This is a genomic window from Cellulosimicrobium funkei, from assembly GCF_004519295.1.
Taxonomy (GTDB): domain Bacteria; phylum Actinomycetota; class Actinomycetes; order Actinomycetales; family Cellulomonadaceae; genus Cellulosimicrobium; species Cellulosimicrobium funkei.
This window is the reverse complement of the sequence record NZ_SOZH01000010.1, coordinates 157,975-172,201: the sequence shown is the minus strand read 5'-3', so window position 1 is coordinate 172,201 and position 14,227 is coordinate 157,975. Positions and strand designations below refer to the sequence as shown.

Here is a 14,227-nt window from a genome sequence, read left to right as displayed (position 1 = left end):
AGAACCTACCGTGCCGGGACGGGCCGCCCCGCAAGCCCGCGGGGCGCTGCACCCGGGCAGGGGCGCGCTTCACGGGACCTTCACCGGGGACCGGGAGAGGGGCGGTGAGGTTCACCACGTCGTCGGGAGCGGCACGTAGGGCTCGGTGCTCGGCTGGACGCCCTCGTGCTCGAGGGTGAAGCCCATGATCTCGCTGAACACCGGGGCCGCGACGACGCCACCGAAGATCGACGAGTGCGGGTTCTTGAGGAACACCGACACGGTGAACCGCGGGTCGTCCGCGGGCGCGACGCCGATGAACGACGCCATGATCCCGGACAGCCGCCCGTCGTCGCCCGCCGCCTCCGCGGTGCCGGTCTTGCCCGCGACGCGGTAGCCGGGCACCGAGGCGCTCGAGCCGGTGCCCTCCTCCACGACGGACTCCATCATGTGCAGCACCGTGTCCGCCGTCTCCTGGGACACGACGCGCTCCGGCGCCGGACGCTCCGCGGGCACGAGCTCGCCGCGCTCGTCCGTCGTCCCGGCGACGATGCTCGGCGTCGCGCGGACCCCGCCGTTCGCGATCGTCGAGAAGACGCTCGTCGCCTGGATCGCGTTGACCGACACGCTCTGGCCGAAGAGGACCGCGTACTCGGTGCGGCCGTCCCACGAGTCCGCGGGGTGCAGGATGCCCGCCGACTCGCCGGGCAGCCCGAGGCCGGACTTCTGGCCGAAGCCGAACTTCCGCAGGTAGTCGTAGCGGACCTGCTTGGGGATCTTCTCGCCGACCTGGACCGTGCCCGTGTTCGACGACTCCGCGAGGATGCCCGCGAGCGTCAGGCGCTCGACGGGGTGGTCGTGCGAGTCCTTGAACGTCTGACCGTTCGGGGTCGTGTACCGGTCGGGCACCTCGAACCGCGACCCGGCGTCCGCGTGGCCGCCCTCGATGGCCGCGGCCATCGTGACGACCTTGCCCGTCGACCCGGGGTCGAACACGTTCGCGACGGCGCGGCTCGGGCGGGCGACGGCGTCCGTCGAGCGGTCGTTCGGGTTCACGGTGCCCGAGTCCGCGAGCGCGAGCACCTCACCCGTGCGGACGTCCTGCACGACGGCGATCGCGTACTCCGCCCCCGTCTCGCTCACCGCCCGGTCGATCGCGTCCTGCGCCTTCCACTGCACGTCGCGCACGGTCGTGAGGCGCACGTTCAGGCCGGGCACCGCCTCGACGACGTCGCACCGACCCGTCGGGATGAGCTGTCCGCCGAGCCCTGCCTCGCACCGGCGCGAGCCCGGCGTCCCGGCCAGGACGTCGTCGTACGACGCCTCGATGCCGCCCCCGCCCGTCTGCTCGTCGTTGACGAAGCCCACGAGGTTGCCGGCGACCGTGCCCGCCGGGTAGGTGCGCTCGCTCGTCATCGTCGTGCTGACGAACGCGGACAGCCGCAGGTCGGCGATCTGGCGCTGCACCTCGGGCGTGACGTCCTTCTCGAGGACGAGGTACCGCGACGTGCCGACGAGGTCGGCCGCGAGCTCGACCGCGGACCGGTCGAGGATCGGGGCGAGCAGCTTCGCGACGCCCACCGCCCCGCCCTCCTCGAGCGGCTCGCCGTTGACCAGGTCGCCGGCACGGGGCTCGAAGCGCGCGATCGCCTGGAGGTCGGCCGCGACGGTGTACCGGTCCACGGAGGTCGCGAGCACCACGCCGTCGGCGTCCGTGATGTCGCCGCGGTGCGCGATCGTCGTCGAGCTGCGCGTGCGGTCGTTCTGGGCCTCGGCCGCGAGCGCGGGTCCGCGGAGGACCTGGACGTTGACGAGCTGCGCGATGAACACCGCGGTGATCACGCCCGCGACGACGATGAGCCAGCGCTGCCGACGCTCGGGCCGGCCGGGCTCGCGGGTCCCTCGGGCCGGACGGGCCGGCGGGCGGCCGGCCCCGCGCGGCGCCCGCGACACCGGGGCACGCCCCGACGTGCTCCGCGTGGTCGGCACGCGACCGGACGTGGTGCGCGCCGTCGAGGCGCGACCGGACGCGGCGCGCGCCGAGGCGGTGCCCGTCGAGGCGGTGCGCGCGGGCACGGGACCTCCGGAGCGAGCACCCGCGGCCCGACCGGTGGACGCAGGACGGCCTCCCGAGGAGGCCCGGGAGGCCGCGGTGGCGGGACGGGGGCGCGGGGCGCCCGCCGCCGGTCGTGACCGGCCGGTGCGCCCGGCACCCGTGCCCTGCGTCACTCCCCCGCCCCCTCCTGCGCCACGCCGAGCACCGTGCCGTCGGACAGGCGGACCATCGCCGGGTCCTGCGCCTCGACCATGCCGAGCCCGCGCGCGGTCTCCGGCAGCGCCGTCCTCTGCTCGGCGACCTGCAGCTGCAGGCTCTGCGTGTCCTGGGCCACGCGACTCACCTCCCGGCGCAGCTCCGACATCTCGTAGGAGTTGCGCGCCATCGTCGTGTTCACCAGGAGAGCACACAGGAGCGCGGCGCCGAGGATCGACATGCAGACGACGAGGAACGGGACCTTGGACCGCGCCTGCAGCGGCGCCCGGACGAGCTCGAGACGCGAGCGCAGCGCCCGCTCGGACGCGCCGCCCGGCAGGGCGGTCAGCGACGGGCGCGGTGCGGGCGCCGGCCGGGCCGGGCGCGGGAGCGGGCGGGCGGCGGTCGACCTCTGTGCGCTCATCGTGTCGTCTCCCCCGGGTCGTGCGGTCGGTCGGTCGGTCGGTGGCCGGGCGCCGGCGAGCGGCGAGCGGCGGACGGGCGGCGGTGCGGCGGTGTCGGGCGGGTGCGCTCGGCGGCACGCAGGCGCACGGACGCGGACCGCGGGTTCGTCTCGCGCTCCCCGGCCGGCGCCTCCTCGGCCCCCCGGGTCAGCAGGCGCAGGTACGGCTCGTCCTGCTCGGGCACGACCGGCAGGCCGGCGGGCGCGCTGATCGTCGCGCCGGCGGCGAGCACGCGCTTGACGATGCGGTCCTCGAGCGAGTGGTACGACTCGACGACGATGCGCCCGCCCACGGCGAGCACGTCCACCGCGGCGGGGACCGCGCGCTCGAGGACCTCGAGCTCGCCGTTCACCTCGATGCGCAGCGCCTGGAACGTGCGCTTGGCGGGGTTGCCGCCCGTCGTGCGGGTGGCCGCCGGGATCGACGCGCGGACGAGGTCGACGAGGTCCGCGCTGCGCTCCCACGGCTGCTGCTCGCGCCGGCGCACCACGGCCCGCGCGATCCGCTGGGCGAACCGCTCCTCGCCGTAGTCGCGCAGGATCCGGGTGAGCGCGCGCTCGTCGTACGTGTTGAGCACGTCCTTGGCCGTGAGGCCCACGGTCGGGTCCATGCGCATGTCGAGCGGTGCGTCGTGCGCGTAGGAGAACCCGCGCTCCGTCTCGTCGATCTGGAGCGAGGAGACGCCGAGGTCCATGAGCACGCCCTGGACCGGTGCGCCGACCACGTCCGCGACGACGTCCTCGATCTCGTCGTACACGGCGTGCACGGCGCGGAAGCGGTCGCCGAACCGGGCGAGCCGGCGCGACGCGCGGTCGATCGCCTCGGGGTCGCGGTCGATGCCGACCACGCGCGCCGTCGGCACCTGCTCCAGGACGGCCTCCGTGTGGCCGCCCATGCCGAGCGTGCAGTCGACGAGCACGGAGCCCGGCTCGCCGAGCGCGGGCGCGAGCAGGTCGACGCAGCGCTGGAGGAGGACCGGGACGTGCCGCTCGGCGGCGTCGTCGGGGGTGCTCGTCACGTCCTCCTCCTCTCCGTGCTGGTCGTCGTGCTCCGGTGCTGCTGCTGGTCGTGCTGTGCTGCGGGCCCCGTACGGTCAGGTCTCCCTCCGCGTCCTTTCTGGCGCCGGGGAAGTGCGCCAGACCGGGCGGGAGGAGGCCTCACCGTGCGGAGCCGGTGGTGCTCGGCCCTAGAAGCGCAGGTCCGGGAACACCTCCTCCGCGGTGTCGGAGTACGCCGACTCCTGCTCCGCGAGGTACGTCTCCCACGCCTGCGCGTCCCAGATCTCGACGCGCGTGCCGGCGCCGATCACGGCGACGTCGCGGTCGAGCCCCGCGTACGCCCGCAGGGGCGCGGGGATCGAGACACGTCCCTGCTTGTCCGGGATCTCGTCGCTCGCCCCCGAGAGGAAGACGCGCAGGTAGTCCCGGGCCTGCTTGCTCGTCACCGGCGCCTGCCGGATCTGGTCGTACATGCGCCGGAACTCGTCCATCGGCAGCAGGAACAGACAGCGCTCCTGCCCCCGTGTCATGACGAGACCCGGTGCGAGCCGCGACCGGAACTTCGCGGGGAGGATGAGCCTCCCCTTGTCGTCCAGACGCGGCGTGAAGGTGCCCAGGAGCAGGCCGGAGGAACCGCCGAGCACGTCGTCCACGAAGCCGGACATGCACCTGGCACCTCCCCTCCTGCTCCCTTCTGCTCCACGGTACTCCACTTCCCTCCACCGCTCTCGGCGAAAGTCCCAGGTTTCACCCGTCTTCGCAGGATCTCCGCAGGTCAGACGGGCTGGAGCGCGGTGGAGGGGAGGACTCCCCAGGGCGCGTCGCGGCCGCGTCCGGCGGGACCGTCGTCGGGGGCGACCGCTTCCAGGAGCCGTCCGGCGGGTCCTGGGCGGCGGCGCCGGGTGCACGTGGAGGGAGAGGGAGGGGCACGGGTCCGCCGATCCCGGACCGCGCGCCCCCTGGCCGGGGTCGGCGGACCTCCCACCGTCTACTAGGCTCTTCCCACCCGCGGTCTCGCCGGTCCGCGGCCCTGCGCCACCGACGACGGAGGTCCCCGTGCTCCCCGACATCGCCCCTGTCGCGCCCTCCGACGAGCCCGGGTCAGGACGGCTCGCCGGTCTCGACGAGCTGGTCGAGACCACCGGACGGATCCGCTCCGGCATCGAGTCGGTAGTCACCGGGCGACCGGACCTCGTGACCGTCACCGTCGCCGTCCTCCTGGCACAGGGGCACCTTCTCGTCGAGGACGTCCCCGGCGTGGGCAAGACGACGCTCGCCAAGGCGCTGGCGCGCACGATCGACTGCAAGGTCGGCCGCATCCAGTTCACGCCCGACCTCCTGCCGAGCGACCTCACCGGCGTCAACATCTACCGCGCCGCGAACCACGAGTTCGAGTTCCGGCCCGGCCCCGTCTTCTCCAACATCGTCATCGGCGACGAGATCAACCGCGCCTCCCCCAAGACGCAGTCGGCGCTCCTGGAGTGCATGGAGGAGGGCCAGACGACGGTCGACGGCACGACCCACATGCTCCCGAGCCCGTTCCTCGTCGTCGCGACCCAGAACCCGGTCGAGATGGAGGGCACCTACCCGCTCCCCGAGGCCCAGCGCGACCGCTTCATGGCACGGCTCACCGTGGGGTACCCCGACGTCGACGCCGAGCTCCGGATGCTCGACCGCCAGGAGTCGGACAACCCGCTCGCGCACCTGCGGCCCGTGACCACCGGGGCGGACGTGCTGCGGTTCGCCGAGGTCGCGCGCTCGGTCCACGCGTCCACGGCCGTCAAGCGCTACGTCCTCGCGCTGGTCACCGGGACGCGCGAGCACCCGGGCCTGCGCCTCGGCGCCTCCCCCCGCACGACGCTCCAGCTCCTGCGCGCGGCGAAGGCCCTGGCCGCGATGGCGGGGCGCGACCACGTCCTCCCCGACGACGTGCAGTACCTCGCGGTGCCCGTGCTCGCGCACCGGCTCGTCGTCACCACCGAGGCACGGCTCTCGGGCCAGGACGCCGAGGCCGTCGTCGCGTCCCTCGTGGCGCAGACGCCGATCCCCGCCCTGGACGCGACCGAGCGACGCTGACGTGCGCGGACCGTCGTTCCTCGCGCGGCTCCGGCGCAGGACCAGGAGCCTCGCCAGCGCGCGCCCGACCCGCCGCGGCGTCGTGGTCCTCGGTGCGGGCGCCGCGCTCGTGGTGCTCGGCGTCACGCTCGGCCTGCCGGACCTCGTCGGGCTCGGCGCGGCGGGGCTCCTCGCCGTGGGGGCCGCGTGGTGCTGGATGGCGGCCCGGCGCATCGACCGGGGGCGCGGCGCGCTGCACGTGACGCGCCGGGTCCAGCCCAACCCCGCCGTGCGCGGCCAGCTCACGACCGCGCGCCTGACCGTCGCGGCGGCGCGCACGACGTCGTCGACGGCCTCCACGCTCGCACGCCTGCGCATCAGCGAGCAGGCCGCGCACGAGCTGTCCGACCAGGGCTCGCTGCGCGCGCAGGTCGCGACGGTCGGCGACCACATCGCCGTGCGGTACCGCCTGCGGCCGCTGCGCCGCGGCCGGTGGCCGCTCGGCCCGCTCCTCACGACGCGGACCGACCTGTTCGGCCTCGTCAGCGCGACGCAGGAGCTCGGCGACCCGACGGCCGTGGCAGTCTGGCCGCGCACCGTCGAGCTGCCCGTGCGCGGGAGCCGCGCGTTCGGCGAGCACGAGCGCTCGGCCTCCGGCGCCCGGCTCGCGTCGAGCGACGACTCGGTCCTGCGCGACTACGTCGCCGGTGACGACCCCCGCCGCGTGCACTGGGTCAGCGCCGCGCGCCGCGGCCAGCTCATGGTGCGCTCCGACGAGAGCGCGGGCCTGCCACCCGTGACCGTGCTCCTCGACCGCGGCCTCCTGCCCCACCCGGAGCTCGCCGCGTCGAGCCCGCGTGCGCTGGCCGACGGCGAGTGGGCCGTCGAGTGCGCGGCGTCGATCGGGGTGTCGCTGCTCCACGCGGGGCACCCCGTCCGCCTCGTCCCCACGTCGCTCGCCGCGGTGGTCTCCGGCACCGGCTTCCGCGTCAACCGGTCCGGCGAGGGCCCGGCCGACCTGCTCGACGCCACGGTCGACCTGCACGGGCACCAGGTCGTGGCAGACGCCGACCGCTCCGTCGTGACGACCTCCGAGGCGCTGCGACGCGACCGCCGCCCGGGCGAGATCACCGTCGCCGTGCTCGGCCCGCTCGGCTCCGTGGCCCGGCACACCGTCGCCGCGATGGCCGGGGACGGCGTCCACCGCGCGCTCGTGGTGAGCACCCGGCCGTGGGCCCCCGAGCACGCCGACGCCGTCGAGACCGTCGCCGCGCTCCGCTCCACGGGGTGGCATGCCGCGCTCGTCGACCCGTCCGTGTCGCTCGAGCACGCCTGGACCCTGCTCGTGGAGGGCTCACGATGACCGCACCCCGGCCGGGAACCTCGGACTCCGCGGGCCTGCGCGTGCTCGCGACGAGCGCGCTCGTCGCCACCGCGGTCGTCGCGTCGGCGTACGCGCTGGGGAGCGTCGTCGGGCCGGGCGGCTGGACGGGCACGGTCGTGCGCGTCGTCGTCGTCCTCGCGCTCGTCACCGGTCTCAGCCGCTGGGCGCTCGAACGGAGCCACGCGGCGCGCGGCGAGGTGCTCGCCCCGCCGGCGGCGCTCCTGCCGTCGCTCGCGGGGCTCGTCGTCGGGCTGTGGGCCCTGCTCGGGCTGTACGGCGGGCCGACGGACCGGTTCTCGCTCCTCATCGGCCTGTCCAACGTGGACCGCGTCGTGTCCCGCCTGGGCACCGCGCGCGACCTCACGCTCGCGGAGGTCGCCCCGATCGACCCCAGCCTGCCCATCGCTCTCCTGGCGGTCGGCGGCGCGGTCGTGGTGTTCGTCGTCGCCGACCTCATGGCCGGCGGGCTGCGGCTCGGCGCGGGGGTCGCGCTGCCGCTCCTCGCCCTGTGGGTGCCCGGGCTCGTCATCGTCGGCGAGATCCCGCCGCTCGCGTTCGTCGTGACGGTCACCGCCCTCGTGCTCCTCCTCGCGGTGGACAACCCGCACCGCGCCGTCCGCCGCGGGGCGTCCGCGCGACGCCCGGAGGACCGCGCCGCCGGAGGCCTGCGTGCCGCGGGCGCGCTCGTCGTGGCGGTCGCCGTGGCGGTCACCGCGCTCGGCCTCGGGTCGGCGAGCGCCTCGCTCCCCGAGGTGGCGTCGGCGTCGTGGTCGCGCCTGTTCTCCTCGACCGGCCAGACGGTCCGGCTCTCCGACGACCTGGACATGCGGCGCGACCTCGCCGAGCGCTCGGGCGAGGTGGTCCTGCGCTACCGGACCGACGGCGAAGGCGTCGGTCCCCTGCGGGTCTTCACGCTCACCGGCTTCGACGGCACCAACTGGCGCCGTGGCGCGGACCGCGACGGCACCCCCATCGACGGCGGCGAGCAGGTCCTGTGGCCCGACGACCCGGGCGCCACCGGGGACCCGACGTCGCTGCGCGTCACGCTCGAGTCGCTGCGCGACACCAAGCTGCCGCTGCCGACCGAGCCGCGCGCCGTCGGCATCGACGGCGACTGGGCGTACGACGACGTGCGCGACGAGGTGCTCGGCGAGCAGCCGACGGGCGCGGGCACGTCCTACGAGGTCACGGTCTTCCCGCGGCCGCTCGACGCCGACGCGTTGCGCGGCGCCAGCGGCGCGGACCCCGACGACCCCAACTACCTCGACGTGCCCGCGACGGAGCACGAGCAGGACATCCGCGACCTCGCGACGTCCGTCGTCGACGGCGCGACGACGCGCTACGACCAGGCGCTCGCGCTGCAGACCTACTTCCGCGACATCTCGCAGTTCACGTACTCCACCGAGGTGCCGCCGGGCACCTCGGGCGACGCAGTCTGGGACTTCCTCCAGGACCGGACGGGCTACTGCGTCCAGTTCGCGACGTCGATGACGATGATGGCCCGCACGCTCGGCATCCCCGCGCGGCTGGGCGTCGGGTTCCTGCCGGGCGAGCGGGTCGACGAGTCGAGCTACCAGGTCACGGGTCGCGACTCCCACGCATGGCCCGAGCTGTACTTCCCGGGCCAGGGCTGGGTGCGTTTCGAGCCGACGCCCGCCCAGCAGACCGGTCCGACGCCGACGTGGGCCACCCCGGTCGCCGTCACGCCCGGCGGCCCGGCAGACCCGGGGAACGTCCCGACGCCGGGCGCCACCACGGCCGCGCCGTCAGCGCCGGCGACGCCGGCACCCACCGCCCCGGGGGCCGGCACGACGGGCGGCACGCAGGAGGACTCCACCTCGTGGCCGCTCGTCGTGGGCGTGGCGCTGCTCGTCGCGGCGGTGCTCGCCGCAGGGCTGTGGTTCGTGCTGCGCCGACGCACCGAGGCGGAGAGCCTGCGGGACGCCGAGGACGCCTGGGCCGAGCTCGTGGCACGGCTCGGTGCGCTGGACGTGCGGTGGCCGTCGTCCACGACGCCGCGCCGCGTGCCCGCGGTCGTCGTCGCGACCCTGCAGGCGCGACGCGGGACCGATGCCGGGGACGAGGACCTGGCCGAGGCGCTCACGGCCCTCGCGGCGGCGCTCGAGGCGGAGCGCTACGCCCCGCGTCCGCGCGAGACGGTCACCCCGGAGCGTCTCCAGGCGCTCGTCGACGCCGCCGTCGAGGGGATCGAGAGGTCGCTCAGCGACCGTCCTGCTCGCGCCGACGGTCCCAGCGCTCTTCGAGTCGGCTGAGGAACGGCTTGCGCGAGGTCCTGCTCGCTGCGGCCGGCCGGACGGTGCCGTCGGCCTCGACGGTGCCGACCGGTCCCTTGCGGGAGGCGCGCGGTGCCTGGAAGACCAGCACGACGCCGGCGAACATGAGGACGAAGCCGATGACGCCGAGCCAGGTCTGCGAGAGCGCGGCGCCCAGCACCAGCAGGAGCAGCCCTCCCACGACGCCGACACCGGCCAGGACGTAGCGCAGCGCAGAGCGACGTCGAGGGGCCTGGAGCGTGTTCGCCAACCGCGGATCGTCCGAGGTGAGCGCGCGCTCCATCTGCTCCAAGACCCGCTGCTCGTACTCAGACAGAGGCATGAGCACCCCGATTCTCCACGGTGGTCGTGTGACACCCTCAGGATAGATCGACATCCGCGGGGGTGGTAGTCGAGCGGGCCCGGGCGGGCCCCATCGCGATGGATCTCACCCCGAAACGGCCGCGGACGGCGTCGACGGCCTCCTCCGCGCGCCGTCGGACGGCGTTCGTCCCCACCACGGCCTCCTCGAGCGTGGGCTGGACGACGGCCTCCGCGCGCGGCTCGAGACCTTCCGCACGCACCCCCACGAGCCGGACCGCGAGCCCTCGCAGGTCCACCCCCGCGACGAGCTCGCGCGCGACGAGGTAGATCTCGCGCGCGACGTCCGTCGGGGCGCCGAGCGTGCGGGCGCGCGTGACCGTCCGGAAGTCGCTCGTGCGGACCTTCACGCTCACCGTGCGGGCGACGAGGCCCTGGTGCCGGAGCCGCCCGGCGCACCGGTCGGCGAGCTCGAGCACGCGCGCCTGCACGGCGGCGAGGTCACGCAGGTCGTGCTCGAACGTCGTCTCCGCGCCGACGCTCCGCTCCGAGCGCTCCGGCTGGACGGGGCGCGGGTCACGACCCCACGCGAGGTCGTGCAGGTGCGCCCCGGACACCTTGCCGACCGCCGTCTGCAGGGACGCGACGTCGGTGTCGGCGAGCTCGGCCACCGTCCGGATGCCCCACTGCGCGAGGACGGCCTCCGTGCGCTCGCCCACGCCCCACAGCGCCCCGACCGGCAGGGTGCGCAGGAACGGCACCGTCGCCGCGGCGGGCACGAGCAGCATGCCGTCGGGCTTGGCGTGCGTGGACGCGAGCTTCGCGACGAACTTCGTGGTCGCGATCCCGACCGAGCACGTGATCCCGTGGTCCGCCTGGACCCGACGCCGCAGCGCGGCCGCGATCCGCGTGGGCGGCCCGAGGCGGCGCCGCGCGCCGCTGACGTCGAGGAACGCCTCGTCGACGCTCACCTGCTCCACGAGCGCGGTGATCTCGCCGAGCGCGGCCATGACCGAGCGCGAGACCTCGTGGTACCGCGTGTGGTCCGGCGGCACGACGACCGCCTGCGGGCACAGCCGGCGTGCGGTCGTCATGGGCATCGCCGAATGGACGCCGAACGCGCGCGCCTCGTAGGTGGCAGCCAGGACGACTCCCCGCTCGGCAGCGCCGACGATGACCGGCCGCCCGACGAGCTGGGGACGCCGCGCGAGCTCGACCGAGGCGAAGAACGCGTCCATGTCGACGTGCAGGATCGAGCAGCCGCTCTCGTCGTCGCCCCAGTCCCGGCGGACGACGGCACGAGGACCCCGGCTCATCGGGTGCTCACCGTGCCCGCGGGCCGACCGGCCGGGTCGTCACGACGCCACCGTGCGCAGCCCGGGGAGCCGGACGAAGCCGGCGTCCGGGTCGACCAGCATCGCGACCTCGTCGCGGAAGTCCTCGGCGCACGCGACGAGCTCGTCGGCGCGACGCGGGTCGACCTCGTCGAACCGCCCGGCGTCCACGGCGGCGCGGACGCGCGCGCCGCTCGCGAAGTACACCGACCACGCGGCGAGCGCGGGCTCGGCGTCCGCGAGCTGCTCCCACACCGAGCGGGCGCGCCCACGGCGCACGGGGCGCGCACGGAGCGCGACGACCGCGGCGGCTGCCCGCAGCGCGCCGAGGTGGGCGTGGACGAACCGCTCCCCCGCGTCCTGCGCGAGCGCCGCCGCGACGAGCTCCGCGTCCGCGCGGGCGAGCAGCCGCCGGACCTCGGCGGGTACCACGACCTGCGCCCTCGCGCCTGCTTCGTTCGACATCGCGCACCTCCTGCTCCACTATCGAACACCTGTTCGATCCTGTCAACGTGCCGGACGCCGACAGCCCGTACCGTGGGCACATGGCTCGCCGTACCTCCCGACGCCCTCCAGGGTCCTCCGCACCACCCACACCGCCCCGGCGTCGGGGCCCCGCGCGTGGTGGGCCTGCGGCGTCCGACCTCCCGGACGAGCCCGTCGCGACCACGACGGGCACCGCGCGCGTCGAGCGCGACCCCGACCGCCCGTCGGCGGTCACCCTCTACGTCAACGGGGTGCCGAGCTCGTACCTCGACCTGGACGACCCCGGGATGCTCGCGTTCGAGTACATGCAGCAGATGGCCGCGGTGGTCGACGAGCTCCACCCCGGGCCCGTGCGTGCGCTGCACCTCGGGGCCGCCGGGTGCAGCCTGCCGCGCTGGGTGGAGCACACCCGCCCCGGCTCGACGCAGCTCGGGGTCGACCTCGACGCGCGCCTCCTGGAGCTCGTGCGCGCCTGGTTCGACCTGCCGCGCTCCCCGCGGCTGCGGCTGCGGCCCGACGACGCCCGGCACGCGGTGGAGGGGCTCGCCGACGCGTCGTTCGACGTCGTGGTCCGGGACGTCTTCCACGGCGACCGCACGCCCGACCACCTCGTGACCCTCGGCATGGCCGAGGAGGTGCGGCGCGTCCTGCGACCGGGGGGCGTCTACCTGGTCAACTGCGCGGACCGGCCGCCCCTCGCGTCGGTGCGGCGCGAGCTGGCGACGCTCGCGGCCGCGTTCGGGGAGGGCGCGGGCGCCGGCGCCCTGGAGGAGGGGCGCGTCGCGGCGATCGCCGAGCCCGCACAGCTCAAGGGCCGCCGGTACGGGAACGTGGTGCTCGCCGCGGTCGCGCCGGGAGGCGCCGGCCCCGGCCTGGCCGGCCCGGGCCTCGCGCGCGCCGTGCGCTCGCTGGCCGTGCCGGCGCGCGTCCTCGTGGGGGGCGAGCTGCGGACCTTCGTCGGCCCGGCGGCGCCCCTCCTGGACCCCACGCCCGCGGACCCCACGCCCGCGGACCCCGGGTCCGCCGACCCCACGTTCGGGGGACCCGCTCCCGGGGACGCCACGACCGCGCGGCCGGCGACCGACGAGCGCGCGCGGGCGCCGCGCGAGGGCTGACACGCCAGGAGCCGCGCCCCCGGGAGGGGACGCGGCTCCTGCGCTGCTGCTACGACCGGGCGACCCGACCGCAGGACGTCGTGGACGTCAGAGCGGGCGGACCTTCTCCGCCTGCGGGCCCTTCGGCCCCTGGGTGATCTCGAACTCGACCCGCTGCGCCTCGTCGAGCGTGCGGTACCCGTTCGACTCGATCGCCGAGTAGTGCACGAAGACGTCGGCACCGCCGCCGTCCTGCGCGATGAAGCCGTAGCCCTTCTCGGCGTTGAACCACTTCACAGAACCCTGCGCCATGCTGTTCCTCTGACCTTCTGTCCATCCGGGGACATCAGCAGGCGGACCCTTCGTCCACCCCCGTGCGCCGCAATGCCATGTCCCACGTCCTTCGCCGGCATCCCGGCCGTGTGCGGCCGGCGAGGCCCGACGTCGGACCGCCCCGCCGGGCGGACCCACGTTCCGGCCCTGTACCGGGTCGTGCGCAAGTACGTCACTGCAACGGGTCACAGTGTGGCATGGACCACGTCAGGTCCGCCATGGAGAACGGGCCCTCTCGTGCCGATTTTTCGGCACATAGTCTCCGGCTCTGCGGCGCGCGCGGTCACTCCCCCGACTGCTGCGCGAGGAAGCGCTCGAACTCCGCGCCGAGCTCGTCGGCCGTGGGGATCGGCGCCGACTCGGCGAGCAGGCTCGTGCGCCCGACCGAGCGGGCGAAGGCGTCGTACTGCTCCTCGAGCGCCCGGACCACCGCCGCGACCTCCTCGGAGTCGCGCACCTGGCGCTCGACCTCGGTCTTCGCGTCCTGGACCGCCTCCGCGAGGCCGCCCGTGGCGAGGTCGAGTCCCGTCACGCGCTGGACGTGCTCGAGCGCGACGACCGCCGCGGGCGGGTACGACGACTGGGCGAGGTAGTGCGGCACGTGCACGGTGTAGCCGACGGCGTCGTGGCCCGCGCGCCCGAGCCGCAGCTCGAGCAGCGCGGCGAGGCTCGCCGGGACCTTGACCGTCCCGAACCACGACGTGTGCTCGCCGAGCAGCTCGGGGCGCGTGGCGTGCGCCGTCACCGAGAGCGGCCGCGTGTGCGGGATGCCCATCGGGATGCCGTGGAAGCCCACGACGAGCGAGACGCCCAGGCGCTCGACGACGTCGCGCACCGCGGCGACCACGCGCTCCCACTGGACGTCCGGCTCGGCGCCGTGCAGCAGCAGGAAGCCGGTGCCCTCGGCGTCGCGCACGTGGTCGACGACGAGGTACGGCTCGTCGTAGTCGGACCAGCGGTCCGTGCTGAAGGTCATCGTGGCCCGCTTCGAGCGGTAGTCGATGAGCTGGTCGGCGTCGAACGTCACCAGGCGGGTGACCTCACCGATCTCCAGCAGGTGGTCGACGGCCACCTCTCCCGCGCTGCCCGCGTCGACGAACCCCGCGACCGCGTGCAGCAGCACCGGCCCGGAGCCCGCCTCGGGCGGCGTGGGCCACAGGCGCGCCACGGCCTGCTCGTCGAGCTCGTAGATCCCGCGAGGGTCCAGCATGCATCCTCCTCGTCACGTCCTTCGCCCGTGCGCCGCCGGTGGCGC

Annotated in this window: 13 protein-coding genes; 4 read left to right on the top strand and 9 right to left on the bottom strand. The window is 75.3% G+C overall.

All coding sequences use genetic code 11. The features are described from left to right. Nucleotides 1-111: 111 nt before the first annotated feature. The 4 genes from E1O70_RS16860 to mraZ all read right to left on the bottom strand — a co-directional run bounded on the left by E1O70_RS16860 (nucleotide 112) and on the right by mraZ (nucleotide 4,315). Nucleotides 112-2,055 (bottom strand): peptidoglycan D,D-transpeptidase FtsI family protein, encoded by a 1,944-nt coding sequence (locus E1O70_RS16860; RefSeq protein WP_128957524.1) that lies wholly within the window; start codon nucleotides 2,053-2,055, stop codon nucleotides 112-114. 149 nt (nucleotides 2,056-2,204) lie between these two features. Continuing rightward, nucleotides 2,205-2,654, bottom strand: a complete 450-nt coding sequence (ftsL, locus tag E1O70_RS16855; RefSeq protein ID WP_061267582.1) for a cell division protein FtsL — start codon at nucleotides 2,652-2,654, stop codon at nucleotides 2,205-2,207. Further along, entirely contained in the window at nucleotides 2,651-3,712 is a 1,062-nt protein-coding gene (rsmH, locus tag E1O70_RS16850) for a 16S rRNA (cytosine(1402)-N(4))-methyltransferase RsmH (RefSeq protein ID WP_061267581.1), read from the bottom strand. The genes ftsL and rsmH overlap by 4 nt, the downstream gene beginning before the upstream one ends. 168 nt (nucleotides 3,713-3,880) lie before the next feature. After that, on the bottom strand, nucleotides 3,881-4,315 hold the full coding sequence (gene mraZ, locus E1O70_RS16845; RefSeq protein WP_031316739.1) for a division/cell wall cluster transcriptional repressor MraZ: 435 nt from the start codon (nucleotides 4,313-4,315) through the stop codon (nucleotides 3,881-3,883). 445 nt (nucleotides 4,316-4,760) lie between these two features. Here mraZ and E1O70_RS16840 point away from each other — a divergent pair, with 445 nt between their 5' ends. From E1O70_RS16840 to E1O70_RS16830, 3 genes are read left to right on the top strand one after another with little or no spacing between them, the layout of a single operon-like run. Then, complete coding sequence (locus tag E1O70_RS16840) at nucleotides 4,761-5,768, top strand: AAA family ATPase (RefSeq protein ID WP_034655085.1); 1,008 nt, start codon at nucleotides 4,761-4,763, stop codon at nucleotides 5,766-5,768. Between the two features lies 1 nt (nucleotide 5,769). Then, on the top strand, nucleotides 5,770-7,110 hold the full coding sequence (locus E1O70_RS16835) for a DUF58 domain-containing protein (protein WP_061267580.1): 1,341 nt from the start codon (nucleotides 5,770-5,772) through the stop codon (nucleotides 7,108-7,110). Next, nucleotides 7,107-9,404, top strand: coding sequence for a transglutaminase TgpA family protein (locus E1O70_RS16830; RefSeq protein WP_061267579.1), 2,298 nt, complete (start codon nucleotides 7,107-7,109; stop codon nucleotides 9,402-9,404). Before E1O70_RS16835 ends, E1O70_RS16830 begins: the two co-directional genes overlap by 4 nt. Here E1O70_RS16830 and E1O70_RS16825 read toward each other — a convergent pair. From E1O70_RS16825 to E1O70_RS16815, 3 genes are read right to left on the bottom strand one after another with little or no spacing between them, the layout of a single operon-like run. Beyond that, nucleotides 9,352-9,747, bottom strand: a complete 396-nt coding sequence (locus E1O70_RS16825) for a DUF3040 domain-containing protein (protein ID WP_031316425.1) — start codon at nucleotides 9,745-9,747, stop codon at nucleotides 9,352-9,354. The genes E1O70_RS16830 and E1O70_RS16825 overlap by 53 nt on opposite strands. A gap of 37 nt (nucleotides 9,748-9,784) precedes the next feature. Continuing rightward, the gene (dinB, locus tag E1O70_RS16820; protein ID WP_061267578.1) at nucleotides 9,785-11,041 is read right to left on the bottom strand and encodes a DNA polymerase IV; all 1,257 of its coding nucleotides are present in this window, start codon (nucleotides 11,039-11,041) and stop codon (nucleotides 9,785-9,787) included. A 39-nt stretch (nucleotides 11,042-11,080) separates the two neighbouring features. Further along, the gene (locus E1O70_RS16815; RefSeq protein ID WP_034655077.1) at nucleotides 11,081-11,524 is read right to left on the bottom strand and encodes an SAV_6107 family HEPN domain-containing protein; all 444 of its coding nucleotides are present in this window, start codon (nucleotides 11,522-11,524) and stop codon (nucleotides 11,081-11,083) included. Nucleotides 11,525-11,604: 80 nt separating this feature from the next. On the opposite strand from E1O70_RS16815, the gene E1O70_RS16810 reads away from it, so the two are divergent. Next, nucleotides 11,605-12,660, top strand: coding sequence for a spermidine synthase (locus E1O70_RS16810; RefSeq protein ID WP_082774409.1), 1,056 nt, complete (start codon nucleotides 11,605-11,607; stop codon nucleotides 12,658-12,660). An 87-nt stretch (nucleotides 12,661-12,747) separates the two neighbouring features. Here E1O70_RS16810 and E1O70_RS16805 read toward each other — a convergent pair whose 3' ends face one another. Beyond that, on the bottom strand, nucleotides 12,748-12,951 hold the full coding sequence (locus tag E1O70_RS16805; RefSeq protein ID WP_034655075.1) for a cold-shock protein: 204 nt from the start codon (nucleotides 12,949-12,951) through the stop codon (nucleotides 12,748-12,750). A 304-nt stretch (nucleotides 12,952-13,255) separates the two neighbouring features. Then, on the bottom strand, nucleotides 13,256-14,182 hold the full coding sequence (locus tag E1O70_RS16800; protein WP_034655073.1) for a proteasome assembly chaperone family protein: 927 nt from the start codon (nucleotides 14,180-14,182) through the stop codon (nucleotides 13,256-13,258). Nucleotides 14,183-14,227 lie beyond the last annotated feature (45 nt).

Coding starts and splice junctions, on each gene's coding strand:
- ftsL (WP_061267582.1), bottom strand. CDS start 2,654: ATGAGCGCACAGAGGTCGACCGCCGCCCGCCCGCTCCCGCGCCCGGCC.
- E1O70_RS16830 (WP_061267579.1), top strand. CDS start 7,107: ATGACCGCACCCCGGCCGGGAACCTCGGACTCCGCGGGCCTGCGCGTG.
- E1O70_RS16825 (WP_031316425.1), bottom strand. CDS start 9,747: ATGCCTCTGTCTGAGTACGAGCAGCGGGTCTTGGAGCAGATGGAGCGC.
- dinB (WP_061267578.1), bottom strand. CDS start 11,041: ATGAGCCGGGGTCCTCGTGCCGTCGTCCGCCGGGACTGGGGCGACGAC.
- E1O70_RS16815 (WP_034655077.1), bottom strand. CDS start 11,524: ATGTCGAACGAAGCAGGCGCGAGGGCGCAGGTCGTGGTACCCGCCGAG.
- E1O70_RS16810 (WP_082774409.1), top strand. CDS start 11,605: ATGGCTCGCCGTACCTCCCGACGCCCTCCAGGGTCCTCCGCACCACCC.
- E1O70_RS16805 (WP_034655075.1), bottom strand. CDS start 12,951: ATGGCGCAGGGTTCTGTGAAGTGGTTCAACGCCGAGAAGGGCTACGGC.
- E1O70_RS16800 (WP_034655073.1), bottom strand. CDS start 14,182: ATGCTGGACCCTCGCGGGATCTACGAGCTCGACGAGCAGGCCGTGGCG.